General features: G+C 63.9%; 27 protein-coding genes and 1 other RNA gene. 12 read left to right on the top strand and 16 right to left on the bottom strand.

The annotated features are described in order from the left end of the window. Positions 1 to 269: 269 nt before the first annotated feature. A complete protein-coding gene (miaA, locus tag JQ587_RS11930) occupies positions 270 to 1,184 on the bottom strand; it encodes a tRNA (adenosine(37)-N6)-dimethylallyltransferase MiaA (protein ID WP_212425416.1) in 915 nt (304 codons plus the stop codon). An 11-nt stretch (positions 1,185 to 1,195) separates the two neighbouring features. On the opposite strand from miaA, the gene serB reads away from it, so the two are divergent. Beyond that, positions 1,196 to 2,101 carry a phosphoserine phosphatase SerB gene (serB, locus tag JQ587_RS11925; RefSeq protein WP_212425415.1) on the top strand — a complete coding sequence of 302 codons (906 nt, stop codon included), beginning with the start codon at positions 1,196 to 1,198 and terminating at the stop codon, positions 2,099 to 2,101. Between the two features lie 117 nt (positions 2,102 to 2,218). Here the strand turns inward: serB and JQ587_RS11920 are convergent, their stop codons facing one another. From JQ587_RS11920 to JQ587_RS11865, 12 genes are all read right to left on the bottom strand, one after another. Beyond that, on the bottom strand, positions 2,219 to 3,724 hold the full coding sequence (locus tag JQ587_RS11920; RefSeq protein WP_212298823.1) for a Do family serine endopeptidase: 1,506 nt from the start codon (positions 3,722 to 3,724) through the stop codon (positions 2,219 to 2,221). A gap of 143 nt (positions 3,725 to 3,867) precedes the next feature. Continuing rightward, positions 3,868 to 4,074 (bottom strand): DUF2065 domain-containing protein, encoded by a 207-nt coding sequence (locus JQ587_RS11915; RefSeq protein WP_157331196.1) that lies wholly within the window; start codon positions 4,072 to 4,074, stop codon positions 3,868 to 3,870. 71 nt (positions 4,075 to 4,145) lie between these two features. Continuing rightward, on the bottom strand, positions 4,146 to 5,042 hold the full coding sequence (gene hflC, locus JQ587_RS11910; protein WP_212298824.1) for a protease modulator HflC: 897 nt from the start codon (positions 5,040 to 5,042) through the stop codon (positions 4,146 to 4,148). After that, positions 5,039 to 6,175: an FtsH protease activity modulator HflK gene (gene hflK / locus JQ587_RS11905; RefSeq protein WP_212298825.1), complete on the bottom strand. Its 1,137-nt coding sequence runs from the start codon at positions 6,173 to 6,175 to the stop codon at positions 5,039 to 5,041. The genes hflC and hflK overlap by 4 nt, the downstream gene beginning before the upstream one ends. 160 nt (positions 6,176 to 6,335) lie before the next feature. Beyond that, on the bottom strand, positions 6,336 to 6,851 hold the full coding sequence (locus tag JQ587_RS11900; RefSeq protein ID WP_212298826.1) for a dihydrofolate reductase: 516 nt from the start codon (positions 6,849 to 6,851) through the stop codon (positions 6,336 to 6,338). Continuing rightward, entirely contained in the window at positions 6,851 to 7,336 is a 486-nt protein-coding gene (locus tag JQ587_RS11895) for a GNAT family N-acetyltransferase (RefSeq protein ID WP_212298827.1), read from the bottom strand. Before JQ587_RS11895 ends, JQ587_RS11900 begins: the two co-directional genes overlap by 1 nt. Positions 7,337 to 7,341: 5 nt before the next feature. Next, complete coding sequence (locus JQ587_RS11890; protein ID WP_212298828.1) at positions 7,342 to 8,136, bottom strand: thymidylate synthase; 795 nt, start codon at positions 8,134 to 8,136, stop codon at positions 7,342 to 7,344. A 170-nt stretch (positions 8,137 to 8,306) separates the two neighbouring features. Beyond that, positions 8,307 to 9,287 (bottom strand): tripartite tricarboxylate transporter substrate-binding protein, encoded by a 981-nt coding sequence (locus JQ587_RS11885; RefSeq protein ID WP_212298829.1) that lies wholly within the window; start codon positions 9,285 to 9,287, stop codon positions 8,307 to 8,309. Between the two features lie 137 nt (positions 9,288 to 9,424). Further along, positions 9,425 to 10,939 (bottom strand): tripartite tricarboxylate transporter permease, encoded by a 1,515-nt coding sequence (locus JQ587_RS11880; protein WP_212298830.1) that lies wholly within the window; start codon positions 10,937 to 10,939, stop codon positions 9,425 to 9,427. A gap of 7 nt (positions 10,940 to 10,946) precedes the next feature. Further along, positions 10,947 to 11,711: a tripartite tricarboxylate transporter TctB family protein gene (locus JQ587_RS11875; protein ID WP_212298831.1), complete on the bottom strand. Its 765-nt coding sequence runs from the start codon at positions 11,709 to 11,711 to the stop codon at positions 10,947 to 10,949. A 93-nt stretch (positions 11,712 to 11,804) separates the two neighbouring features. Beyond that, positions 11,805 to 12,335, bottom strand: a complete 531-nt coding sequence (locus JQ587_RS11870; protein ID WP_212298832.1) for a chromate transporter — start codon at positions 12,333 to 12,335, stop codon at positions 11,805 to 11,807. Continuing rightward, positions 12,332 to 12,949 carry a chromate transporter gene (locus tag JQ587_RS11865; protein WP_212298833.1) on the bottom strand — a complete coding sequence of 206 codons (618 nt, stop codon included), beginning with the start codon at positions 12,947 to 12,949 and terminating at the stop codon, positions 12,332 to 12,334. Before JQ587_RS11865 ends, JQ587_RS11870 begins: the two co-directional genes overlap by 4 nt. A gap of 95 nt (positions 12,950 to 13,044) precedes the next feature. On the opposite strand from JQ587_RS11865, the gene ssrA reads away from it, so the two are divergent. From ssrA to feoB, 7 genes are all read left to right on the top strand, one after another. Further along, positions 13,045 to 13,411, top strand: a transfer-messenger RNA (tmRNA) gene (gene ssrA, locus JQ587_RS11860). A 114-nt stretch (positions 13,412 to 13,525) separates the two neighbouring features. After that, on the top strand, positions 13,526 to 14,044 hold the full coding sequence (locus JQ587_RS11855) for an SspB family protein (protein WP_212298834.1): 519 nt from the start codon (positions 13,526 to 13,528) through the stop codon (positions 14,042 to 14,044). Positions 14,045 to 14,133: 89 nt separating this feature from the next. Next, complete coding sequence (gene fumC, locus JQ587_RS11850) at positions 14,134 to 15,561, top strand: class II fumarate hydratase (RefSeq protein WP_212298835.1); 1,428 nt, start codon at positions 14,134 to 14,136, stop codon at positions 15,559 to 15,561. 278 nt (positions 15,562 to 15,839) lie between these two features. Continuing rightward, on the top strand, positions 15,840 to 16,028 hold the full coding sequence (locus JQ587_RS11845; protein ID WP_212298836.1) for a DUF4169 family protein: 189 nt from the start codon (positions 15,840 to 15,842) through the stop codon (positions 16,026 to 16,028). After that, entirely contained in the window at positions 16,025 to 16,279 is a 255-nt protein-coding gene (locus JQ587_RS11840; protein WP_027529561.1) for a ribbon-helix-helix domain-containing protein, read from the top strand. Before JQ587_RS11845 ends, JQ587_RS11840 begins: the two co-directional genes overlap by 4 nt. Positions 16,280 to 16,407: 128 nt before the next feature. Then, positions 16,408 to 16,683, top strand: coding sequence for a FeoA family protein (locus tag JQ587_RS11835; RefSeq protein ID WP_212298837.1), 276 nt, complete (start codon positions 16,408 to 16,410; stop codon positions 16,681 to 16,683). Between the two features lie 23 nt (positions 16,684 to 16,706). Beyond that, positions 16,707 to 18,578, top strand: coding sequence for a ferrous iron transporter B (gene feoB / locus JQ587_RS11830; protein WP_212298838.1), 1,872 nt, complete (start codon positions 16,707 to 16,709; stop codon positions 18,576 to 18,578). A 370-nt stretch (positions 18,579 to 18,948) separates the two neighbouring features. On the opposite strand, the gene JQ587_RS11825 is transcribed toward feoB, so the two are convergent. The 3 genes from JQ587_RS11825 to JQ587_RS11815 all read right to left on the bottom strand — a co-directional run bounded on the left by JQ587_RS11825 (position 18,949) and on the right by JQ587_RS11815 (position 20,393). Further along, the gene (locus JQ587_RS11825; protein WP_349629495.1) at positions 18,949 to 19,227 is read right to left on the bottom strand and encodes a hypothetical protein; all 279 of its coding nucleotides are present in this window, start codon (positions 19,225 to 19,227) and stop codon (positions 18,949 to 18,951) included. A gap of 26 nt (positions 19,228 to 19,253) precedes the next feature. Then, the gene (locus tag JQ587_RS11820; RefSeq protein ID WP_212298839.1) at positions 19,254 to 19,442 is read right to left on the bottom strand and encodes a hypothetical protein; all 189 of its coding nucleotides are present in this window, start codon (positions 19,440 to 19,442) and stop codon (positions 19,254 to 19,256) included. 111 nt (positions 19,443 to 19,553) lie between these two features. Continuing rightward, positions 19,554 to 20,393 (bottom strand): DUF3313 domain-containing protein, encoded by an 840-nt coding sequence (locus tag JQ587_RS11815; RefSeq protein WP_212425414.1) that lies wholly within the window; start codon positions 20,391 to 20,393, stop codon positions 19,554 to 19,556. A gap of 187 nt (positions 20,394 to 20,580) precedes the next feature. Between JQ587_RS11815 and JQ587_RS11810 the strand changes: the two genes are divergently transcribed. The 4 genes from JQ587_RS11810 to JQ587_RS11795 all read left to right on the top strand — a co-directional run bounded on the left by JQ587_RS11810 (position 20,581) and on the right by JQ587_RS11795 (position 23,687). Beyond that, complete coding sequence (locus tag JQ587_RS11810; RefSeq protein ID WP_212425413.1) at positions 20,581 to 21,243, top strand: TetR/AcrR family transcriptional regulator; 663 nt, start codon at positions 20,581 to 20,583, stop codon at positions 21,241 to 21,243. A 206-nt stretch (positions 21,244 to 21,449) separates the two neighbouring features. Continuing rightward, complete coding sequence (locus JQ587_RS11805) at positions 21,450 to 21,731, top strand: hypothetical protein (protein ID WP_212425412.1); 282 nt, start codon at positions 21,450 to 21,452, stop codon at positions 21,729 to 21,731. A 152-nt stretch (positions 21,732 to 21,883) separates the two neighbouring features. Beyond that, positions 21,884 to 22,987, top strand: a complete 1,104-nt coding sequence (cax, locus tag JQ587_RS11800; protein WP_212425411.1) for a calcium/proton exchanger — start codon at positions 21,884 to 21,886, stop codon at positions 22,985 to 22,987. 202 nt (positions 22,988 to 23,189) lie between these two features. Then, positions 23,190 to 23,687 carry a GNAT family N-acetyltransferase gene (locus JQ587_RS11795; RefSeq protein ID WP_212425410.1) on the top strand — a complete coding sequence of 166 codons (498 nt, stop codon included), beginning with the start codon at positions 23,190 to 23,192 and terminating at the stop codon, positions 23,685 to 23,687. Positions 23,688 to 23,691: the final 4 nt, after the last annotated feature.

Below are 23,691 nucleotides of genomic sequence, written 5' to 3'. Positions count from 1 at the left end.
TGCCTGGGTACGACGGCGATAAGGAGTTTGGTAATAATGTTGCGCATGGCAGACGCTCGGCTTCCCAAAGGTTGCGCGAAACATAACGACCAAAGCCTCGATGTCAAGGCAAAGCGGCCGCTTCCGCGCGATTTTGCTAGTGTAGCGGTGTTCCCGGGGTTCGGCGAGAGGTAAAATCGGGAACCCGCGCACAAAAGCGCGTCAGTCCCCTCTCGTCATTTCGGGGCGAAGCGAAAGCATCGAGCCCGGAATGACGACAGAGAGGCCTCTCATCCCGCGAGCCACTCCCTCGCCTCCTCCGGCTTCACCCATTCAAACTCCGGCAATTGGTGCCTGAACCAGGTGAATTGCCGTTTGGCGTAGTGGCGGGTGTCGGCCCGGCCGATCGTGGCGGCTTCCTCGAGGCTGAGCTCACCGCGCAAATGCCGGATCAGGGCCGGCACGCCATGGGCCTTCATGGCCGGCAGCAGCGGGTCGAGGCCGCGGGCGGCGAGCTGCGCGACCTCGGTCAGGGCGCCGGCACCCAGCATGGCCTCGAAGCGGGCGTCGATGCGGGCATAAAGCTCGTCACGCTCGGGCGCGAGAAACACCGCGCGAAAACTGTCCCTGGGCAGCAGCGGCGGCTGGCCCTCTTGGTGCCAGTCGAGCAACGATCGTCCGGTCGCCTCGATCACTTCGAGCGCGCGCGCGATCCGCGTGCGGTCGCGCAGGTTCAATCGTTCGGCCGCGCGCGGATCGCGCCGCGCAAGTTCCGCATGCAGGGCCTCGACGCCATTCCGCTCCAGCCGCGCACGCACGTCCTCGCGCACCTCGGCGGGGATCGGGGGCACGACCGAGAGGCCCGCCGTCAGCGCCTTGAAATACAGCCCGGTCCCGCCGACGAAGATCGGCAGGCGGCCCTCGGCCTTCGCCTCTTCCAGCGACTTCGCGGCATCGGTCACCCAGGCGCCGGCCGAGAAATTTACGGCCGCATCGACATGGCCATAGAGGCGGTGCGGAACGCGCGCCTCCTCATCCTGCGTGGGACGCGCGGTGATGGTGCGGAGGTCGCAATAGACCTGCATGGAATCGGCATTGATGACGATTCCGCCCGCACTCAGGGCAAGCTCCAGCGCCAGCGCCGACTTGCCGCTGGCGGTCGGGCCTGCGATAAGCACGGCCTTGCTCGAATGCCTCTCGCTCACGAAAACCTCAAATGTCCCTCGTTGCCACGCTGATCTGCAACCCCAATAATCCCGCGCTCGACTCGACCATCGTCGACGGCGCCCGCGCCGTGCTGCCTCAGGCAGCTCCCGCGCACTGGCTATTCGACGGGGTTGCAGTCGACATCCCCTTCGGCGCCAACAGTAACCTCGAAGGCGACCGTCACGCCATCGAACAGCGGCTGCGCGAGCTCCGCGGCGATTTGCCGATCGATATCGTGGTGCAGCCTGCCGGCTTCCGGCGCAAGAAGCTTTTTCTCGCCGACATGGATTCCACCATGATCGGCCAGGAATGCATCGACGAACTTGCCGATCTCGTCGGGATGAAAGCCCACGTGGCCGCCATCACCGAGCGCGCGATGCGTGGCGAGATCGAGTTCGAGCCGGCGCTGCGCGAGCGTGTCGCGCTGCTGAAGGATCTCCCCGCCAGCGTCGTCGACGAAGTCCTGGCCAAGCGCATTACGCTGAGCCCGGGCGGCCGTGAACTGGTCGCGACCATGCGCAAGCACGGCGCCTATACCTGCCTCGTCTCCGGCGGTTTCACGCTGTTCACGCGCGCGGTCGCCGCCAAGATCGGCTTCCAGGAGAACCGCGCCAACGAGCTCGTCGTGCGCGACGGCAAGTTCACCGGTGAGGTGAAGGAGCCGATCCTCGGCCGCGCGGCCAAGCTCGCGACGCTGGTGGATTTGATGGAAGCGTTCGATCTCGACGACGTCGACTCGGTCGTCGTCGGCGACGGCGCGAATGATCTGGCGATGATCCAGGCAGCGGGGCTGGGTGTCGCGTATCACGCAAAGCCGGCGGTCGCCGCAGCAGCGGCTGCACGGATCGACCATGGCGATCTCACCGCGCTGCTGTATGCGCAGGGCTATCGGCGGGACGAGTTCGTGGAGGCGTAGCCGCCAGTCGTTCCGGGATGGTGCGTAAGCACCAGACCCGGAACCTAGAGATTCTCAGGTGCGCAATTGCGCACCATAGTTCGATGCGATGCATCGCCCCCGGAATGACCGAATGTATTACTGCACGCTCAGCGCCACGAAGCGCAGCTCGCCGTCGCCGTTTGACACCAGCAGCAGCGCGGACTTCTTGCCGTCCTTCTTGAGCTGGTCGATCCGCTTCTGGATGTCGGCGCCGCTGGAGACCGCTTCCTGCGCGACTTCGACGATGACGTCGCCGGCAGAGAGGCGCTTCTCGGCAGCGTCCGAGTTGGCGTCGACATTGGTGACCACCACGCCCTTGACGCTGTCCTTGATCTTGTAGCGCGTGCGCAGATCCTTGTTCAGCACGGCGAGATCGAGGCCGAGCGCCTTCTGCGTCACCAGCTTCTCCGGCGGTGGCTCGTCGGTCTTCACCGCGGCCTGAACCTTTTCGGGATCCTGCAGGCGGCCGAGCGTGACCTTCTTGGTCTGCTCCTCGCCCTTGCGGATGATGACGACGTCGACCTCCTTGCCGACGGCCGTGTCGGCGACGACGCGGGACAGGTCCTTCGGGTCCTTGACGTCCTTGCCGTCGAACTTGACGACGACGTCGCCCGGCTCGATGCCGGCGGGCTTGGCCGGACCCTTGTCGTCGACGCCGGCGACCAGCGCGCCGCGCGCCGGCTTGATGTTGAGGCTCTCGGCGATCTCGTCGGTGACGCTCTGGATGCGCACGCCGAGCCAGCCGCGGCGCAATTCGCCGAACTGGCGGAGCTGGTCGACGACGCCCGCGACCGTCTTCGACGGCACCGCGAAGCCGATGCCGATCGAGCCGCCGGAGGGCGAGATGATCAGCGTGTTGACACCGATGACGTCGCCTTCGAGGTTGAACAGCGGGCCGCCGGAATTGCCGCGATTGATGGCGGCATCGGTCTGGATGTAGCTGTCATACGGTCCCGAGGAGATGTCGCGGTTCTTGGCCGAGACGATGCCCGCGGTCACGGTGCCGCCGAGGCTGAAGGGGTTGCCGATCGCAACCACCCAGTCGCCCAGGCGCAGCTTGTCGGAGTCGCCGAACTTCACCGAGACGAGCGGCTTCGGCGGCTTGAACTTCAGGACGGCGAGGTCCGTCTTCTTGTCGACGCCGACCAGCTCGGCCTTGATCTTGGTGCCGTCGTTGAGAATGACGTTGATCTCGTCGGCATCGGCGATGACGTGGTTGTTGGTCACCACGACGCCGGAGGTGTCGATGATGAAGCCGCTTCCAAGCGAGTTGGTCTTGCGCGGCTGGCTGTTTTCGCCGCCCTTGCTGCCGCCACCGGGGCCTTTGCGGTTCTTGAAGAAGTCGTCGAAGAATTCCTCGAAGGGCGAGCCGGGCGGCAGTTGCGGCATGGTGTTGCTGCCGCCGCCCTTGGCCTCAACCGTCTGCGAGGTCGAGATGTTGACGACCGCGTCGATCACCTTCTCGGCGACGTCGGCGATGCCCTCCGGTCCGCGCGCATAGGTTGGCGGGCTGAACGCGCTGAAAGCGCCGATGGCGAGCGCGGCCAGCCCAAGTCGCGCATGTTGGCGCAAGCGGGTCGGGACAATGGTGGCAGCGGTCATTGTGATCTCCAGAGAAAAAGATTCGGCGCCAAGACTGCGCTCGAACGGGGGCACGGCGCAAGCGCGGCGCTTAACGGGCCTCAAGATCCGGATAATACGGCGAAAACCTGCCGCTCGCCTTCACTTTGGCGTTGATGCGTCGTTCAGACGGGCCGACGCATCACCCAGATCAGGATCAGGCCGGCCACCGCGGAACCAATCCCGACCGCCCGCAGGATATTGTCCGGCGTGGCGATAGCGCTCTTCATGGCCTTGCGCATCCAGGCGGGACTTGCCGCGAACATCAAGCCTTCCAGCACGAACAGGATGCCTAGGCCGATGAGGAAGTCGGCGAACGCAATGGACCTCATCGGATTGGAACCTCCCGGTATGCTGTTCTTGTCTGGACGAAGGGCGGCCAAACCTGCCGCCCTTGTCTAGCCTATGGTTTCGCCGGCGTCTCGGTCGTCGTCTTGCCGGACGGGTTACCAAAATACCGGAAGAAATCCGAGTCCGGCCGCAGCAAATAGCGGGTGTCGTCCTTCTTCAGCCCATTCTCATAGGCCGTCATCGACCGGTAAAAGGCGAAGAAGTCAGCATCCTTGCCGTAGGCTTCGGCGAACAGGCGGTTGCGCTCGGCGTCGCCGACGCCGCGCGTCTGCTCGGCCTGGGAGTTTGCTTCGGCAATGATCACCGTCGCCTCGCGATCGGCCTTCGACTTGATCTCCTGCGCCTTCTGACCGCCCTGCGCGCGGAACTCGGCCGCCTCACGCTGACGCTCGGTCTGCATGCGCTGGTAGACCGCCTGGCTGTTCTGCTCCGGCAGATCGGCACGGCGGATCCGGACGTCGACCACCTCGATGCCGTAACCGTCGGCCTCGTGGTCGAGCTGCTCGCGGATACGCCCCATCAGCTTCTCGCGCTCATCACGCACCACGGTGATGAAATTGACCTCGCCGAGCACGCGGCGCAGCGCCGCGTTCAAGAGCGAGGTGAGCTGGAGGTTGGCGGCCTGGATCGAGCCGACGCTCTGATAGAAGCGCAGCGCGTCCTTGATGCGATAGCGCGCAAAGGCGTCGACCACGAGCCGCTTCTGGTCGGAGGCGATGACCTCCTGCGATGGATTCTCGAGGTCGAGGATCCGCTTGTCGATGTTGATCACGGAATTCCAGGGCGCCTTGAAGTGCAGCCCGGGGTCGGTGACGACGTCCACCGGCTTGCCGAATTGCAGCACGATGGTCTGCTCGGTCTGCTGCACGGTGAACAGCGACATGTAGCCGACGATCACGACCAGAAGCGCCGCAAGCAGCGCGACAATGCCTGTAACGGGAGACCTCATCGTGAGCCTCCGCTCGGCAGCTGGCCCGTCGTCGTGGGCTTCTTGGCCGACAGTTCGTTGAGCGGCAGATAGGGGACGACGCCCTGACCCGACGGGCCACCGTCATAGATCAGCTTGTCCGAGCCGCCGAGCACGCGCTCCATCGTCTCCAGATAGATCCGTTCACGCGTCACTTCGGGCGCCTTCTTGTATTCCTCGTACACTTTCAGGAAGCGCGCGCTCTGGCCCTTGGCCTCGGCAACCGCCTGCTCCTTGTAGCCTTCGGCGGCCTGCAGGATCCGCGCCGCGTTCCCGCGCGCTTCCGGCACGACCTTGTTGGCGTAGGTCTGCGCTTCGTTCTGCAACTGCTCGAGATTGGCGCGCGCCGCCTGCACGTCGCGGAACGCATCGATCACTTGCGCCGGCGGATCGACCTTCTGCATCTGCACCTGGGTGATCTGGATGCCGGCACCGTAGCCGTCCAGCGTCTTCTGCATCAGTTCCTGCACGGTGGTCTCGGTCTGGGTCCGTGCTCCCGTCAGGATCGGCTGGATGTTGGACCGGCCGATCACTTCGCGCATCGCACTTTCGGCGATCGCTTTCACGGTGCCCTCGGGGTTCTGGATGTTGAACAGGAAGTTGCCGACGCCGTTGGGCTTGATACGCCAGAGCACGGTGAAGTCGACATCGACGATGTTCTCGTCGCCGGTCAGCATCAGGCTCTCTTCCGGCACGTCACGGATCGAGCGGCCGCGCCGGGCCGGATCGTCGATCAGCGTCATGCCGATGGAAATGGTGGAGACGCGCAGCGCCTTCGGCAGCAGCACTGTCTCGATCGGATAGGGCAGATGATAATTCAAGCCCGGATCGACAGTGCGTACATGCTTGCCGAAACGCAGCACGACGCCCTGCTCTTCGGACTGCACGCGGAAGAAGCCCGACAGCAGCCAGAGCGCGACGACGATGAGCAGGATCAGCGTGATGCCGATGCCGGAGAAATAGCCACCCGGCATGATCTGCTGCAGCCGGTCCTGGCCGCGCCGCAGAAGGTCCTCCAGATCCGGCGGCCTCGGCCCGACCGGTTGCGGGCCTGTGCCCCATGGTCCTTTCGGACCCGAGCCCCACGGGCCACCGCCCTGATTCTTCCACGGCATTCGACGCTCTCCTCGGCAGACCGGGACTAGAACTTAAACCGGCCCGCATTGTCCGGTCCGGCTTTATAGGGGACCGAAAGGGCCCTTACAACGCAAGCCTGACCGTCCCACGAGCTAAGCTCGGGGGCAGAAAAGTCAATGTTAACATTGGCGAATGCGGTTAATGGGACGGCCGCCGACGATATGTCACATAGGAGTAGTCGGCGCTGTCGTCCGCTCCGGCCGGATGGCGGACGCGGTTCGTTTCGTCCCATAGCGCCTTGTCGATGCCGAAATGCGTGTCGCCGTCCGGCCTCGCATGCACTTCCGTGATTTCGAGGCGGTCGGCACGATCGAGCCATTGCCGGAATATTTCGGCACCGCCAATCACGGCGATTTCAGTGGCTGAACGCCGCAGGGCATCACCAAGCGCAACCGCGCCCGCATCCGCCGCCGACGTCGTGACGATGGCACCGGCGGCGCGATAGGCCGCATCGCGCGTGATCACGATGTTGGTGCGGTTCGGAAGCGGCCGACGCCCGGGCAAGGACTCGAAAGTCTTGCGGCCCATGATCACGGGCTTGCCGATGGTGAGCGCCTTGAACCTCGCCATGTCGGATTTCAGTCGCCAAGGCATCGCATTGCCGGCGCCGATGACACCATTCTCCGCGATAGCGACGACGAAAACGATCTCCATCAGGATGCGCTCCCCGCAAGCCGCGTCAGCGCAGGTCCCGTGACGCGGCACAGTGTCCAGTCGTCGAGCATCACGGCGCCGAGCGACTTGTAGAACGCGATCGACGGCGCATTCCAGTCGAGCACCGCCCATTGCAGGCGCGACCAGCCGTTGTCGACGCATTCCTTCGCCAGATAGACCAGCAGCGCCTTGCCGAGACCTTTGCCCCGATGCGACGGACGTACATAGAGATCTTCAAGATAGACGCCGTGGCGTCCGCTGAAGGTGGAGAAATTCAGGAACCATACTGCAAAGCCGACCGCCTCGCCGTTCCACTCGGCGATCGCACAAAACAACCGCGGATCATGGCCGAACAAGGCGTCCGCAATGTCCGCCTCAGTTGCCTCGACCTCGTGCGAGAGCTTTTCGTATGCGGCGAGCTCCCGGACGAAATCAAGAACGAGTCCGGCTTCGCCCGGGCGCGCGCGGCGGACATTCAACGCCATCGGCGTCAGACCGCAACTTCCGCCTTGATATGCGGATGCGGATCATAGCCGACGAGCTCGAAATCCTCGTAGCGGAAGGAGAAGATGTCCTTCACGTCGGGATCGATCCGCATCACCGGCAGCGCACGCGGCGCGCGCGTGAGCTGAAGTCGCGCCTGCTCCAGATGGTTGGAATAGAGGTGGGTATCGCCGAACGAATGCACGAAGTCACCCGGCTTCAGGCCGGTGACCTGCGCGACCATCATGGTGAGCAGTGCGTAAGACGCAATATTGAAGGGCACCCCGAGGAAGACGTCGGCCGAGCGCTGGTAGAGCTGGCACGACAGTTTTCCATTGGCGACATAGAACTGAAACAGGCAATGGCACGGCGGCAGCGCCATCTTGTCGACTTCGGCCGGATTCCACGCCGAGACGATCAGACGGCGCGAGTCCGGATTGCGCTTGATCATGTCCATGACGTTGGCGATCTGGTCGATGCTGCGTCCGTCCGGCGCCGGCCAGGAACGCCACTGATGGCCGTAGACCGGACCGAGATCACCATTGGCGTCCGCCCACTCGTCCCAGATGGTGACGCCGTTGTCGCGCAGATATTTGATGTTGGTGTCGCCCTTGAGGAACCACAACAGCTCATGCACGATCGCCTTCAGCGGCAGCCGCTTGGTGGTGAGCATCGGAAAGCCCGCGGACAGATTGAAGCGCATCTGATGGCCGAACACCGAAAGCGTGCCGGTGCCGGTCCGATCGGTCTTCTCGGCGCCGTCTGAGAGAATCCGCTCGAGCAGGTCCTGATATTGGTGCATGTGCCAATGAGCCTTTGGGAAGGCGGCGAACTTAACGGCCACCCTCGCGCTGCGACAGCGGCGATTCGCTGGTCTCGCCGATTATACCCGGAAAAGTGAGTGTTCCCGGCCCAAACGACAAGAGGCGGAACTCACGTTCCGCCCCTCGCCTATCGGCTTGATTGCACTGGTTAACTTGCCGGCTTGAGCACTGGGGTCCACTTCGCGATCTCATCCTTGACCAGGGCCGCCAGCGCCTCCGGGGTGCGTTCCGCAGGCGTGGGGATGACGCTGCCGAGCTCGAGCAGGCGCTTCTTCACGGTCTCGTCGTCGAGCGCCTTGGCGGCGGCGGCGTTCAGGCTCGCCAGGATCGCGGGCGAGGTCCCCTTCGGTGCGAACATCGCGTTCCAGGCCTGGGCCTGGAAGGTCGGAAGGCCCGCTTCGGCCGTTGTCGGCACGTTCGGCAGCGACGGATTGCGCTCCGGCGTTGCGATCGCATAGGCCTTGATGGTGCCGGCGTTGATCTGCGGCACGGCGTTGACGATCTGGTCGCACATGTAGTCGACCTGGCCCGCCACCAGCGCGTTCATGGCAGGCCCCGTACCATTGAACGGCACGCCGACCGGTTTGATGTCGAGGATGGAGTGCAGGAGCTCGCAGGACACGTGCGAGACCGAGCCGACGCCGGCATGCGCGGCGTTCACCTTCTCGGCGTTGGCCCTCACATAAGTCACGAACTCCTTCAGATCCTTCGGCGGGAAATCCTTGCGCGCCAGGATCAGGATCGGCGTGCCCGCGAGCAGGGCAATCGGCTCGAAATCTTTCTCGGGATGATAGGCGAGCTTCGGATAGAGCGGCACGGAAGCGGCGTGCGTGCCCATATGCCCGGTGATCAGCGTGTAGCCGTCATTGGCTGCGCGCGCGGCACGTGTCGTCGCAGTGGTGCCGCCGGCGCCGACCACGTTCTCGATGATGACGCTCTGGCCGAGCGTCTGCGCCATGTGGGCGGTGACGATGCGCGAGATCACGTCGGTGGGGCCACCGGCCGCGAACGGCACGACCATGGTGATGCTGCGCGTGGGATAGGTCTGCGCTTTGCCCGGTGTGACAAAGCCGCACAGCGATGCGAGCACGGCTGCACATGCGCCCGTGAGCGCGCGAATGGACGTCATCTCGATCTTCTCCGACATAAACGAAAAATGCCGGCCACAAGGCCGGCATTTTCATTTCACGAAGACATCACACAAGTCGATTGGACTTCCGAATGCGGCGGGCCGACGCGTGACATGCCGACGCAGGTGCGATGCGATCAGTTCTCGGACTCGGTGAACACCTCGTCGCGCTTGGCGCGTAGCATGGGCATCAGCGTGAGCACTAGCAGGAACGCCGCGATGGCGAGCAGCACGGCCGAGAGCGGACGCGTCAGGAAAACGCTCCAGTCACCACGCGAGATCAGCAATGCGCGGCGCAGGTTCTCTTCCATCAGCGGTCCGAGCACCATGCCGAGCAGCAGCGGCGCCGGCTCGAAGTCGTGCTTGATCAGCCAGTAGCCGACGAGACCGAACACGCCTGCAAGGATGACGTCGACCGGCGCGTTGTTCACCGAATAGATGCCGATCGCGCAGAAGATCACGATCGAGGGGAACATCAGCCGGTAAGGCACGCGCAAGAGGCGGACCCAGATGCCGACCAGGGGCAGGTTGATGATGATCAGCATCAGATTGCCGATCCACATCGAGGCAATCATGCCCCAGACGAGGTCAGGCTGCTTCTGCATCACCTGCGGCCCCGGCACGATGCCATGAATGGTCATCGCACCCACCATCAGCGCCATCACCGCGTTCGGCGGGATGCCGAGGGTGAGCAGCGGGATGAAGGAGGTCTGCGCGGCTGCGTTGTTGGCGCTTTCCGGCGCCGCCACGCCCTCGATCGCGCCGCGGCCGAACCGCCGCGGATCCTTAGCCAGCTTCTTCTCGAGCGTATAGGCCGCGAAAGATGCGATCACGGCGCCGCCGCCCGGCAGAATGCCGAGGATCGAGCCGAGCACGGTGCCGCGCAGGATCGCCGGCGTCGAATCGGCCAGATCCTTCCTGGTCGGCATCAGGCCGGTGATCTTCTGTTGCACGAGATCACGGTTCATCTCGGCGCCGGCGTCAAGGTTGCGGATGATCTCGGCAAAGCCGAACACGCCCATCGCCACCGTCGCAAAGCCGAGACCGTCGGCGAGCTCCGGAATGTTGAAGGCCATGCGCGAGGCACCGGTCTCGATGTCCGAGCCGACCATCGACAGGAGCAGGCCGAACACGATCATCGCGATCGCCTTCAGCACCGAGCCCTTGGCGAGCACGACGGCGAAGATCAGGCCGAGCACCATCAGCGAGAAATACTCAGCCGGACCGAACGCCAGCGCAAGCTTCGTCAGCGGCGCGCCGAGCACAGCGATGAGCACGGTCGCGACGCAGCCAGCGAAGAACGAGCCGATCGCGGCGATCGCCAGCGCCGGACCAGCGCGGCCTTGCTTGGCCATCGCGTGGCCGTCGATGGCCGTGACCACCGATGTTGCTTCGCCTGGAATGTTCACCAGGATCGACGTGGTCGAGCCGCCATATTGCGCGCCGTAATAAATGCCGGCGAGCATGATCAACGCGCCCACCGGCGGCAGTCCGAACGTGATCGGCAGCAGCATCGCGACGGTGGCGATGGTGCCGATGCCCGGCAGCACGCCTACCAGCGTGCCGACGAGCGCGCCGATCAGGCACATCAGAAGGTTGATAGGAGAAAACGCGACGACAAAACCGTGAGCGAGGTTGGCAAAGAGCTCCATGACAGCCTCACTGAGCCAGGAAACGCGGGAACATCGGCATTGGCAGACCGAGCACGTAGGGGAAGAGAAGCGCGCAGCCGACCGTCAGGCAGGCGCCGACGATGGCCGCCTCCACCCAGCGCGTTTCATGCGATCCGAGGGCGGCGATCATGAAGCTCGCGAACGCCGAGACCACGAGGCCGAGCGGCCGGATTGCCAATGCAAAGAACAGGATCGCGCACATCACGAACAGCGGCCCACGCCACGAGTAATGTGCGAGCGCCGGTCCCTCGGTCAAAAGGCCCGTCAACGCGATGCCGGCGGACAGAGCCACCAATAACCCACCGAACATCCGTGGTGCGGTGCCGGCGCCGAACGAGAAGCCGCGCATGCCCTGCAAATCGCTCGAGGCCCACAGCGCGAACAGCGCGAGCGCCATCAAGATGACGCCGCCGATGTAGTCCTGTGCCGACCTGATCGTCATGAACAGTGTGACGATAGCCACCGCAAACAGCGGATAGGAATAGATCAGCACCAGCAGCACGTCAGATGACGCCTTCTTGGTGTCACCGCCGACCGCGCCGAGCAATGCCGCCGGTGCGCCGACGACCAGTGCCGTGGCGTGGCTGAGCAGAACGGTAGCCGGACCGCGCCCGGCACCCCAGCCGAAAATCGTCCCGATCGACCAGATGAATTCGAATATTTGCGGCGCGAGCGCCAGCAGGCAGAAGCCGAGCGCCACCGACGTGTTTCTGGTGGCAGTCATCGCCGAGTGGCCCGTTGTGTCGGCCATACATGTCTCCTCCGCGACCCGTAAGTCACGAGCACTGTTGTTCTAATCGGCTGGAAGGGATCCCCGGCCCGGATCATTGCCTAGCGATTTTCATCACACAATGCCAGCAAAACCCAACAGCCCCCCTGCGAGCAGAAGCCACAGCGGATTGATGCGCGAGACGGAGGCGATCAGCGCAACCGTTGCGGTCAGAAGCAACGCAGCAATGCTGCGATCTGTCGACTGTGCCAGGATCAGGGCACTCGCCGCCATCAACCCGATCGACAGTGGAACCAGTGCAGCCTGGATCAAACCGGGCCAGCGCGATTGGCCCGGCCGATTCAGGAGCCGGCTGACATAATAGGCAAGCAGCGCCGTCGGCAGGCACATCGCGAGCGTCGCGGCCAGCGCACCGGGAATGCCGGCCACGGCATAGCCGATCAACGTGACGATCAGGACGTTCGGACCTGGCGAGAGCTGCGCGATCGCATAGGCATCCGCGAACTGCTTGTCGGTCATCCAGTGATGCACCTCGACCGCGATGCGGTGCATCTCGGGCACGGCGGCTGCCGCGCCGCCGACCGCGAACAAAGACATTAGACCAAAGATGGAGATCAGCGCCCAGATCGGGTTCTCGCTGCTCATGCTGCTACCTTCCGCCGCATCAGATAGGTGACGCCGATGCTGAGCGGGATTGCGACCAGCAGCACGGCCTGCAGCGGCAGACGCAACACGCCGATCGCAACGAACACACTGAGCATCAGGATGAGCACGACGACGTCCATCCGCTTCAGCAGCGGCGTCATCATGCGGAAGACCACCGCGATCAAGAGGCCAACCGCCGCGCAGGAGATGCCTGCGAGACTGCGACGCAGCACCTCCACATCCCCGAACCGGGCATAGATGATCGCAAGCACGGTCATGATCAATGTCGGCGGCAGCAACAGCCCGGTGAAGGCGGCAACGCCGCCAGCGATGCCGCGCAGCCGCGAGCCGAACACCATCGACAGGTTGACGATGTTGGGGCCGGGCAGGAAATGGCAGAGCGCGAAGGTCTCGTTGAACTCGTCCGCCGTCATCCAGCGGTGCTGGTCGACGATGGCATGCCGAGCAAACACCAGGACGCCGCCGAAGCCGGCCAGCGACATCCGGGCAAAGGCCAGGAACAGCGCGGCGAGACTTGGCGGAGGGGCGTGCGTGGCCGGGAGATCCGGCTCTTGATGCGACTTTTGGGCGGCCGGTGCCGAGTCCGTGGACATGTCAGCAGCTTAGAACGCCCCTCGGGGCGCGGCCAAGGTCAGGTCGTAGACCATCTCGGACCTATCCAAAGGAACCGCCTCTTCCCCGTACGAAACCTCTGTTTTTTGAAACCTTTGCCCCCTATATTGGGGGTGCCGGTTCGCCGGCTATGGAAATAAACGGTCGTCGCAATAAACCATTCGGACCCGGGGGCGGTACCCGGCGCCTCCACCAAAGCCCACCAGCGCGCTATCCCAAAAGCGGGCTTTGGCGGGGGCGAAATAGGATCGACGAGGGCGTAAAGGGCGTGCTTTTTCCCGGTATTGTTCCGCCGTTATCGGGCTACTGCAATAGTTGCCAACGACAACTTTGCTCCGGTTGCTCAGGCTGCGTAACGCAGTTTGAAAGACCATCTTAAAGTCCTAACGGGTTAAGCTCCGTTAGGCGGGGTTCGGAGGCACCTGGCAACAGAAGCCTCCACTTACCTCTGATTTCCTTCCCGGCGGGGACTCCTGCTGACCCGTTAGGCGCGGTACTATTGCGGCTTGGCGAGTCGGGCCGGCAGGGCCCGTCTCCTGGAATGCAACAGGACCACCATGGCGACCGATCATATCCGATACGATGTGCTGGCCCGCGACGCGCTGCGCGGCGTGCTGCGCAAGGTGCTGACCGATGCCGCGGCCCATGGCCTGCCGGGCGAGCATCATTTCTTCATCACCTTCGTATCGAAGGCCGAGGGCGTGAAGTTGTCGTCACGACTGCTCGCGCAATATCCGGAAGAGATGACGATCATCCTGCAGCACCAGTTCTGGGACCTGACCGTGCTTGAGGACCGCTTCGAGGTCGGCCTGTCCTTCGGCGGCATTCCCGAGCGGCTGATCGTGCCGTTCAGCGCCATCAAGAGCTTCCTCGACCCGTCCGTGAAATTCGGCCTCCAGTTCGACACCTCCGATGTCGCGGAGGTCGCGGACGAAACTCTGCCGGCGTCCCCGGCTCCGTCAGCCGTTGCGGTCCCCCCGCCGGCCACCGAAACGGCTGAGGCCGCGGAAGAGCCGGCCCCGACGAACCAGGGTGGCGCCGAGGTCGTGCGGCTCGATCGTTTCCGCAAGAAATGATCTAGGTTGGGCGCGAAGGCGTCGCGTCGGGCCAAACTCCCTATATAGATGAGCACAAGAAGAGCCCGCGCGACGTTTCGCGCGGCAGAATGGATGTGCTCATGGCCAAAGCTGCGAAGACCGCCCGCCCCGCGACCCGCACCGAGACCGACAGCTTCGGTCCTATCGAGGTCCCCGCCGATCGCTATTGGGGCGCGCAGACCGAACGCTCGCGGCAGAATTTTCGCATCGGCATCGATCGCATGCCGATCTCGCTCGTGCATGCGCTCGGCATCGTCAAGCTCGCGGCCGCACAGTCCAACCTCGAGCTCGGACTGCTCGACAAGCGCCGCGCCAACGCCATCATCCGCGCCGCGCACGAAGTGATCGAGGGCAAGCTCGACGATCATTTCCCTCTTGTGGTGTGGCAGACAGGCTCGGGCACCCAGAGCAACATGAACCTCAACGAGGTCATCGCCAACCGCGCCAATGAACTGCTTGGCGGCGAACTCGGCGCCAAGAAGCCGGTGCATCCCAACGACCACGTCAACATGAGCCAGTCGTCGAACGACTCCTTCCCGACCGCGATGCACATTGCGGCCGCAAGCCGCCTCAACGCCGATCTCGTCCCCGCGCTCGGCGAACTGCACCGCGCGCTGCGCAAGAAGGAGAAGGAGTTTGCGAAGATCGTGAAGATCGGCCGCACCCACACCCAGGATGCGACACCGCTGACGCTCGGTCAGGAATTTTCCGGCTATGCCGCCCAGGTCGAGAGCGGCATCGCGCGGCTGAAGGTCGCGGTGAAGGACCTCTATCCCCTCGCGCAGGGCGGCACCGCCGTCGGCACCGGCCTCAACTCCAAGCCGCGCTTCGCAAAGCTGTTCGCAAAGCACGTCGCCAAGATCACGAAACTTCCCTTCACCAGCGCCGCCAACAAATTCGAGGCGCTGGCCTCCAACGACGCCTATGTCCTGGCGCACGGCGCCATCAATTCCGTCGCCACAGGCCTGTTCAAGATCGCCAACGACATCCGCCTGCTTGGATCGGGCCCGCGCTCGGGCCTCGGCGAACTGATCCTGCCGGAGAACGAGCCGGGCTCGTCGATCATGCCGGGCAAGGTCAATCCGACCCAGTGCGAGGCGATGACCATGGTGTGCTGCCAGGTGTTCGGCAATCACACCGCGATCACAGTCGCCGGCAGCCAGGGCCATTTCGAGCTCAACGTCTACAAGCCCGTGCTCGCCTACAACATGCTGCACTCGATCCGCCTGATGGCCGATGCCGCGCGCTCCTTCACCGAACATTGCGTCAGCGGCATCCGCGCCGACCAGAAGCACATCAAGGAGCTGATGGAGCGTTCGCTGATGCTGGTGACCGCGCTCGCGCCGAAGATCGGCTACGACAACGCGGCCAAGGTCGCCAAGACCGCGCACGCGAACGGCACGACGCTGAAGCAGGAGGCGCTGCGGCTCGGCTTCGTCTCGGCCGACGAATTCGACCGCCTGGTGCAGCCGGAAAAGATGACGCGACCCGGATGAATTCCGAATTCCGATAGTCATCCGTAATGATACGGAGGCCTAAAGCTCATAATTATAGGGTTTAAAGGACAGGATTTGACTACCGTCAATGTGGCGGCGGAGGCACATGCTACGCAAAGCCTCTCTGCCCTTGACGGGGCGAAATTCATCGTTTGATGGCCATGAGGCCGATTGACGAGGACGAGCGAATGACGATCAAGTCTTGTAGGGCGCAATGCGGCACCCTGTTTCTGGAAGTTTCATCCGGCCTGAAGAGGAGAGGATGATGGAGACGCGGCATGGGGAACGTCATCAACCTGAATCGTTTCAGGAAGCGCACCGAGCGGGAAGCCTCGGCGAAGCAGGCGGACGCCAACCGAACGAAGTTCGGCCGCACGAAGGCCGAGCGATCGGCGGAGGAGAAGCAGGCGGACCAGGCGAAGGCGCATCTGGACCAGCATCGGATCGATCGCGAGGAGCAGCCATGAAGTCGCCCGTGGTGAAGCGTTCGATCGTGGTCGCCGGCCACAAGACCAGCGTCAGCCTGGAAGAGGCGTTCTGGAACGGCATGAAGGAGATCTCGGGCCTGCGCAACATGACGTTGTCCGAGCTCGTCGGCGAGATCGACGGCGCCCGTCAGCAGGGCAATCTGTCCTCGGCGATCCGCCTGTTCGTGCTCGACTACTTCAAGAGTCGCGCCATGGCCGCCATCCAGCCGGAAAAGGTCCCGGCTCAGTAGCGCCAAGGACTGGCGCTGAGGCGCGCGCCGCCCACGCCTTCGTGATCTGCACTTTAAAATCACTCTAAGGTGCAGTTTCCATGGGCGCGCGCGCTTGACCTCCATGCTCTGCGTTGAAAATACAGAGCATGACCGACACTCATGATACGCGCCGCAAGATGCCGCTGGGCTTGGCCCAGCGCGGCTACACTGGCGTCATTCAGCACCTCTCCGCGGGGGACGCGGGCTCGGCGCTCTCGGACATCGAGCTCGAGAGCCGTCTGATCGAACTCGGCTTCGTCGAGGGCGCGCGGGTCGAGGTCCTGCACGAGGGACTGGTCGGGCGCGACCCGATCGCCGTGCGGGTTGACAACATCACCATCGCGGTGCGCCGGCGCGAGGCCATGGCCATCATCGTCGCCTGAGATCGCGGCCGGATATCTGATCCATGGAATTACCTCTTCTGCATCTCGCCCTGGTGGGCACGCCAAACAGCGGCAAGACGTCGCTATTCAATGCCCTGACCGGCAGCCGGCAGAAGGTCGCGAACTATCCGGGCGTCACCGTCGAGCGCAAGGAAGGCTTCTTCGTCACCCCGCTCGGCCGCCAGGTCTCGATCGTCGACCTGCCCGGCACCTATTCGCTGCGCGGCCGCAGCCCGGACGAGGAGATCACCCGCGACTTCGTACTCGGCAAGGCCTCCGGCGAGGCCTTGCCCGATCTCGTGCTGTGCGTGGCCGATTCCACCAATCTGCGCCTGACCATCCGCCTGCTGCTGGAGCTGAAGCGCACAGGACGGCCGATGATCCTCGTTCTCAACATGTTCGACATCGCCAGCCGCCGCGGCATCTCGGTCGACGTCGCGCGGCTCGCCAAGGAGCTCGGCGTGCCCGTGGTCACCTCGATCGCGGTACGCAAGGGCGGCACGGCCGACCTTCTGGCGCTGACCGACGAGATCTCGGCCAAGCTCTCCGCCGAGCCGGCCGAGAACAGCTGGCGCGCGCTCAGCGTCGCCGAGCTGCGCGCCACCCAGCGCGAGGCCGATCGCATCATCGCCGACTGCGTCAGCCTGCCTGCTAGGCCCGACACGTTGACCTCGCGCATCGATTCCGTGGTGCTGCATCCCGTCGGCGGCCTGGTCGTGCTGGCGCTGATCCTGTTCGTGATGTTCCAGGCGGTGTTCGCCTGGGCGCAGCCGCTGATGGAGCTGCTCAACTCCGGCTTCGACGCACTCGGCGACTTCGTCCACGCCACCCTGCCCGCCGGCCTGTTACAGAGCTTCCTTCAGAACGGCGTGATCTCTGGTGTCGGCAGCGTCATCGTGTTCCTGCCGCAGATCATCATCATCTTCCTGTTCATCCTGCTGCTGGAAGATTTCGGCTACATGGCGCGCGCCGCCTTCCTGATGGACCGCATCATGGGCGGCGCGGGACTGCACGGCCGCGCCTTCATTCCGCTGCTGTCGAGCTTTGCCTGCGCCATTCCCGGCATCATGGCGACGCGCGTGATCGACAACAAGCGCGACCGGCTGACCACCATCCTGATCGCGCCGCTGATGACCTGCTCGGCGCGCATTCCCGTCTACACGCTGATCATCTCGGCCTTCATTCCGGCCAAGGACGTCTGGGGCTTCATCAACCTCCAAGGACTCGTGATGTTCGGCCTCTACGCCGCCGGCATCACCAGCGCGCTTGTCGTCTCGTTCCTGATCAAATTCTTCATGCTGCGCGACTATGCGCCGGCGCCGTTCATGCTCGAGCTGCCGGACTACAAGGTGCCGCGGCTGAAATCGATCGCGATCGGCATCTACACCCGCGCAAAGATGTTCCTGCAGCGCGCCGGCACCACGATCTTCTCGATGATGGTGCTGATCTGGTTCCTGGCCTCGTTCCCGCAGCCGCCGGCGGGCGCGACCGAGCCCGCGATCGACTTCAGCCTCGCCGCCATCATCGGCAAGGCGCTGGAGCCCCTGCTCGCCCCGGTCGGCTTCAACTGGCAGATCGCGGTCGCGCTGATCCCGGGCATGGCGGCGCGCGAGGTCGCGGTCGCGGCGCTCGGCACCGTCTATGCGATCGAGGGCGGCAAGGAAGCGGCCGAGCAGATCGGTCAGGTGCTGGCAACCAAATGGTCGCTCGCGACCGCCCTGTCGATGCTGGCCTGGTACATCTTCGCCCCGCAATGCGCCTCCACGCTCGCCGTGATCCGGCGCGAGACCGGAAGCTGGACCTGGATGGCCGTGACCTTCACCTACATGCTGGTGCTGGCCTATGCGGCGAGCCTTCTGACCTACAACGTCGCGGTCGGGCTCGGCGCGGGCTAGCCTCCCTCGACAACCCAAACTGCGAAAACAACCCCATGCACAGTAGGCAGGGGTTGTTAAATCAAGGGGTTAGCATGTGCAAAAATCATCCGACGGCAGCCCGGATGGAGCGCAGCGAAAATCCGGGATCTTCCGCGCGCGGAAAGACCTACCAGCATTGCGCTCCGCTCCATTCGAGCTACAGACTTCGGAAAATCCGTTGACCCGTCGGGCAAAACACTGGCATGATCGCATCATCGGCTTGTGTCGGCTTCCCCTCGATCGTCGTGAAGGCCGCGATGGTCTGACGCTATAGACCGCAGGGAATTGCCCGCCCCCGGCGAGCCGGTCCCTATCGGCTTGCCGCTTTCGAAATCGTCCAAGCACGCTGCTATTTCGGCTTGGCGCTGACGCGCTGCGCCTGGCGTTGCGCCGCGATCAATTCCGCCTTGATCCTGTCCTGCTCCCGGGCAGGGATCAAAGGCTCGTCGCGCTGAGGCGGCAGATCATGGACTGGAAGATAATCATGCGCGGTGCTCCAGCCGGGCTGCCGTTGCGCGGCGTTGATGTCAGCGACATCGTCCCGGGCAAGTGTTGCACATCCGCCGAGCACCGACAGCACGAGCAGGAGGGCATGGCGCACCAACAAGGCACGGAACTGGATACGCACGATGACGCAACCCGATTGTTGTGACGTCAGACCTCAGCAAAGAACAGCAGGTACAGGCAGCCCAGAACGGTCGGCAGGAACGCCAGCGCGATCCAGATCCAGAAGTCGGCGTCGAAGACCGCCTCTGCCGTACCGCTGTCGTGACTCGCGGGCAGTTGCGGGCGCCGCCAGGCGGCATCGGCCACGAAGAGAGGACGCCGGGGATCGTTTCCCATGCTCATGTCCTTTCGCCCTTCAGCCGGGGAAAAGCGATGCCATCGACAGAACGATGAGCGTGGTGAGGATGCGCCCGAGAGTCGCAAGCAGGATGGTCAGAAGAAAACGCTTCATCGTGAGGCCGTTGGTCCTTCGTTGGCTGGCGTCGGCTGTGGCTGCGCGCCGGAGTCGGTCCATGACGGCGGCATGCCAAGCTGCTGACCGACGAAACCGGTCACGCCCGGAAATCTGCCGAACTGCTCGCAGGCGACGTATTTTGGCGCACCGCCGAAACGTGGTCCCACGCTCTCGACCGGAGGCAGTGGCGGCAAGCCTCCGAAAGGAGACTCACCCGTCAGCACGAGCTTGGAAAAATCCGCGCCAAAGTCCGACGCCAGGTCGTAGGCGTCGCCCTCGTTCGCGATCCGCGGCGAATTGGTGATCGAGTTGGCGCCGCGCGCCCAGACCATCGCCGCCTTCTGGAAGCCCGCGAAGTCCCGTGCCTCGGCCTCGACGGACAAGCTGCCGAGACCGACCGGCAATCGCGGCACCGGCACGGGCACGCCGGGCAACGCCACGGTCTTCGCGACCGCGGCAGCTTTCGAGGCCCCTGCCGCCGTCTCGCTGGTCGGCGTCGCATGCGTCACGGTGGCCTGGATCGTGAGATCCGCATCGTCATCGCTCGCGACGATGCGAAACTTCTCACTCAGCCTGAGACAGAGCTCGCGGCTGATCGCATTCGCAACCAGAGCCCGCTCCTTCTCGTTGAGAGGCGACCCGGCCCGCGCCGGAAACGTGGCTGGAGCGATCCGAACGGTCTTTGCCGCGAGCAGGTCCTTCTTGCTCGCCCGGATCTGCGCCTTGGTGATCAGGCCATTGGCCTCCGACAGGCGGTCATAGCTTCGAAGTGAGCCCGCGCGATCCAGCGGAGCTGCCGCGCAGCCCGCGAGCGCCAGAGCAAGCGACGTCATCGTGGCCACGTCCGCCCGGCAGAAACGCGAAGAGAAACGCAGCACAGGAACTCGCAACAATTATTAGACTTATCTCTCTAATAATGGATCCGGACGATCTGTCAAGAATAATAGAGTTATCTCTCTATTTTTGACGCCGCCGCGGTCGAATTGTGGTAGGCGAGTGTCTGAGTTGGAGACCCCGATCGTGCGAAAAGTGGACCCCGTCAAACACGAACAGAAGCGCCGGGACATCCTCGACGCGGCGTTTCGTTGCTTCATCAAGGACGGTTTTCACGGGGCAAGCACGACGGACATCTGCGCCGCGGCGAAGATCAGCCCGGGGCATCTCTATCACTACTTTTCGAGCAAGGAGGCGATCGTCGAGGCGATGGTCGACATGGGCCTGGAGAGTGCCGCGAGGGAGTTTGGAAAGATATCGGCAGCGCCCGACTTCATCGAGGCCCTGATCGACTATCTCGAACATGGCAGCCTGCGCCATCGCACGGCCCAGGTCCTCAGTCTTGATGCACTGGCGGAGGCTGCCCGAAACCCGCAATTCGCCGGCATTGTCGAGAAGCACGCCAGCGTGTCGCGAAATCTGCTGGTCGATTTCATCGGCACGGCGCAGCGCCAGGGGCAGATCGATCCGGACCTGGACCCGGCTGCCACCGCCAATATTCTGCTCGCCGTCATCGACGGCGCGCGTGCGATGCCGATCCGCACGCCGACATTGGACATCGAGCAGAGCCTGGCCCATCTGCGAACCCTGCTGTCGCGCTTCCTGAAGCCGCCGCGGGAAATGTCCGCCCATATTCGACGCGTCACTCGCAGAACGAATGCGCCGCTCAACGCCAGCCGGAAGAAATAGGCGGCGACAATGGGACCAACACGGAGCGACGATCTGTTCCGACGGATTACTTCAGCACCGACAGATTGACCGCCGAGCGACTGAGCGGGTTCGGTTTCACCGCCAGCCGTGCGATCGATCCAAAAGTTCGGTGCATTGATTTCGATCAATGGTGGGGCCCATCGGCATGCCACTTTTTCTCGTCGTCCTGCAAAGGGAGGGAGCCGATGACCAGACATGCCAAGCTGATTGGACTGTTTCTAACTGCCGCGGTGTTCACGGCAGCGCCCCTGTCGTTCCGCTACTCGCCGGCGGAGGTGCTCGCCGTGTCCGTTGACACCGCCGACGCCCGCGTCGGGCGCCCGCTCACGCCCGGGAGCGTTGCAGGCGTCAACCGCAGGGTCCATCGGCGCGCTTACTACGGTGCAGCAGCGGCGGGAGCTGCAGCCTACGGTGCCTATGGCTATCGCCGGACTTGTGGATACTACCCCTATCCACCCTGCTATTGAGACATGCGCGAGGCTCGTCGGATCGACGAGCCTCGCTGTTCATGCCCACCATCTGGTTGCGCTCGCCGACTTCCTGCACCATTCCGCGGGGCGCGCAAGCCGTTGCGCTGGATCAATACCGGACGTCGAGGTCTAACCGCAAAGGCCGGACCATGAATGCGCTGCTCAAGGAGATCCGGCACAGCCCGCTTCTGTGGATGCTTATCTTCGTGCCGGTGGTGATCGGGCTCGCGCACATCAAGCCGGACGCACATACGCTGCTGTTCGTGCTCGCCGTGATTGCGATCGTGCCGCTCGCGAGCCTGCTCAGCCACGCAACGGAGGCCGTGGCCGAGAAAACCGGCGATGCAGTCGGCGGGTTATTGAATGCCACGCTTGGCAATCTCACGGAGCTCATCATCGCCATTGCCGCGTTGCAGGCCGGTCAATACATGCTGGTCAAAGCCTCGATCGCGGGTGCGATCGTGACCAACTCGCTCTTCATGCTGGGCGCATCGCTGTTTCTGGGCGGATTGAGGCATCGCGTACAGGAGTACAACCGGGCGGGCGGCAGGCTCCAATCCGCGCTACTGCTCATGGCCACGATTGCCCTGTTGTCCCCGTCCGCCGTGGCAGACCTCAACTTTCCCGGACACGAGGCAACGGTGCGGCGCTTGAGCGTCGCATTGGCGGTCCTGCTGATTGCCGCTTATGGTCTCAGCCTGCTGTTCTCGCTGAAGACGCACAAGGATCTGTTTGCGAGCGGCGACCATGGCGAGGCAGGCGGCCCGGTGCTGCCGGTTGCGGTGGCCGTTCCGACCCTGGGGGTGGTCACCGTACTGGTTGCGCTCGTAAGCGAGATCTTCGTCGAGTCGGTGCAGAAGGCCGCCGAAACGCTCGGCATGACCCCGGCATTCGTCGGATTCATCGTCGTTGCCCTGGTCGGCGCAGCGGCCGAGATGACCGTGGCGTTTTCCGCGGCACGCCGGAACCGGCTCGACATGAGCGTGAGCATCGCGCTCGGAAGCGCAAGCCAGATCGCTTTGTTCGTCGCACCCGTTCTCGTGCTGCTAAGCTACCTCGTTGGGCCACAACCCATGGATCTTCAATTCTGGCCGGGAGCGGTGACCATGGTCATGATCGCCGCCGTGGTGGCGTGCTTCATCACCAATGGCGGACGATCGGCCTGGTTCATCGGCGCGCTCCTGCTCTGCATCTACGCGATCTTCGCAACGACGCTCTACATGGTTCCGCCCGGCTCGCACGACCCGATCTAGGCGATGGGCGGCTTCCTGGCCTCATTGCTAGGAACTCTCGGGACAGAGCAATTCAGATCACCTTCGCAGAACAGCCCGGATTGCTTCGCTACGCCCGCAATGACGGAGTGCAGGACCCGAGCCGGTTGACCGATCGGGCAAAACTGACATCATCGCCCTCAACGACATCATATCGCGACCGGCTCGCCAGGCGACACTCTGCATGGATCACTTCAGCACCGTACGATTGACCGCCGAACGGCTGCACGACAATCACCTCGCCGACCTCGTCGCGCTCCACCTCGATCCCGAGGTGTCCCGCTATCTCGGCGGGGTGCGTCCGGCGGAGGTCACGAAGACCTATCTCACCGTCAACATGGCGCATTGGGACCAGCACGGTTTTGGACTCTGGGTATTGCGGACCAAAGACGGCGCGTTCGCCGGGCGCGCGGGCATCAGGCACATTCCGATGGATGGCATCGACGAGATCGAGATCGCCTACACGTTCAAGCGCGAACTCTGGGGCCACGGATTTGCGAGCGAGATCGCGACCGCGCTGACCGAGATCGGGCTATCGCAGCTGAGATTGCCGTCCCTCATCGGGTTGGTGGCTGTCGGGCACGGGGCGTCCCGCCGCGTGCTGGAGAAATCGAACTACGTCCTCGAGAAGAGCACGACGCATCACGGCTCAGACGTCGTGATCTACCGTATCAGGCGGTGAACGC

It is taken from the genome of Bradyrhizobium manausense, from assembly GCF_018130615.1.
GTDB lineage: Bacteria > Pseudomonadota > Alphaproteobacteria > Rhizobiales > Xanthobacteraceae > Bradyrhizobium > Bradyrhizobium manausense_A.
Note: the sequence above shows the minus strand (reverse complement) of the source record. Positions and strands in the feature narration are given on the sequence as shown.

Bases quoted from the DNA above. Each gene is read 5' to 3' on its own strand.
- serB (WP_212425415.1), top strand. From the start codon at position 1,196: ATGTCCCTCGTTGCCACGCTGATCTGCAACCCCAATAATCCCGCGCTC.
- JQ587_RS11920 (WP_212298823.1), bottom strand. From the start codon at position 3,724: ATGACCGCTGCCACCATTGTCCCGACCCGCTTGCGCCAACATGCGCGA.
- JQ587_RS11915 (WP_157331196.1), bottom strand. From the start codon at position 4,074: ATGAGGTCCATTGCGTTCGCCGACTTCCTCATCGGCCTAGGCATCCTG.
- hflC (WP_212298824.1), bottom strand. From the start codon at position 5,042: ATGAGGTCTCCCGTTACAGGCATTGTCGCGCTGCTTGCGGCGCTTCTG.
- hflK (WP_212298825.1), bottom strand. From the start codon at position 6,175: ATGCCGTGGAAGAATCAGGGCGGTGGCCCGTGGGGCTCGGGTCCGAAA.
- JQ587_RS11900 (WP_212298826.1), bottom strand. From the start codon at position 6,851: ATGGAGATCGTTTTCGTCGTCGCTATCGCGGAGAATGGTGTCATCGGC.
- JQ587_RS11895 (WP_212298827.1), bottom strand. From the start codon at position 7,336: ATGGCGTTGAATGTCCGCCGCGCGCGCCCGGGCGAAGCCGGACTCGTT.
- JQ587_RS11890 (WP_212298828.1), bottom strand. From the start codon at position 8,136: ATGCACCAATATCAGGACCTGCTCGAGCGGATTCTCTCAGACGGCGCC.
- JQ587_RS11885 (WP_212298829.1), bottom strand. From the start codon at position 9,287: ATGACGTCCATTCGCGCGCTCACGGGCGCATGTGCAGCCGTGCTCGCA.
- JQ587_RS11880 (WP_212298830.1), bottom strand. From the start codon at position 10,939: ATGGAGCTCTTTGCCAACCTCGCTCACGGTTTTGTCGTCGCGTTTTCT.
- JQ587_RS11875 (WP_212298831.1), bottom strand. From the start codon at position 11,711: ATGGCCGACACAACGGGCCACTCGGCGATGACTGCCACCAGAAACACG.
- JQ587_RS11870 (WP_212298832.1), bottom strand. From the start codon at position 12,335: ATGAGCAGCGAGAACCCGATCTGGGCGCTGATCTCCATCTTTGGTCTA.
- JQ587_RS11865 (WP_212298833.1), bottom strand. From the start codon at position 12,949: ATGTCCACGGACTCGGCACCGGCCGCCCAAAAGTCGCATCAAGAGCCG.
- JQ587_RS11855 (WP_212298834.1), top strand. From the start codon at position 13,526: ATGGCGACCGATCATATCCGATACGATGTGCTGGCCCGCGACGCGCTG.
- fumC (WP_212298835.1), top strand. From the start codon at position 14,134: ATGGATGTGCTCATGGCCAAAGCTGCGAAGACCGCCCGCCCCGCGACC.
- JQ587_RS11845 (WP_212298836.1), top strand. From the start codon at position 15,840: ATGGGGAACGTCATCAACCTGAATCGTTTCAGGAAGCGCACCGAGCGG.
- JQ587_RS11840 (WP_027529561.1), top strand. From the start codon at position 16,025: ATGAAGTCGCCCGTGGTGAAGCGTTCGATCGTGGTCGCCGGCCACAAG.
- JQ587_RS11835 (WP_212298837.1), top strand. From the start codon at position 16,408: ATGACCGACACTCATGATACGCGCCGCAAGATGCCGCTGGGCTTGGCC.
- feoB (WP_212298838.1), top strand. From the start codon at position 16,707: ATGGAATTACCTCTTCTGCATCTCGCCCTGGTGGGCACGCCAAACAGC.
- JQ587_RS11820 (WP_212298839.1), bottom strand. From the start codon at position 19,442: ATGGGAAACGATCCCCGGCGTCCTCTCTTCGTGGCCGATGCCGCCTGG.
- JQ587_RS11815 (WP_212425414.1), bottom strand. From the start codon at position 20,393: ATGACGTCGCTTGCTCTGGCGCTCGCGGGCTGCGCGGCAGCTCCGCTG.
- JQ587_RS11805 (WP_212425412.1), top strand. From the start codon at position 21,450: ATGACCAGACATGCCAAGCTGATTGGACTGTTTCTAACTGCCGCGGTG.
- cax (WP_212425411.1), top strand. From the start codon at position 21,884: ATGAATGCGCTGCTCAAGGAGATCCGGCACAGCCCGCTTCTGTGGATG.
- JQ587_RS11795 (WP_212425410.1), top strand. From the start codon at position 23,190: ATGGATCACTTCAGCACCGTACGATTGACCGCCGAACGGCTGCACGAC.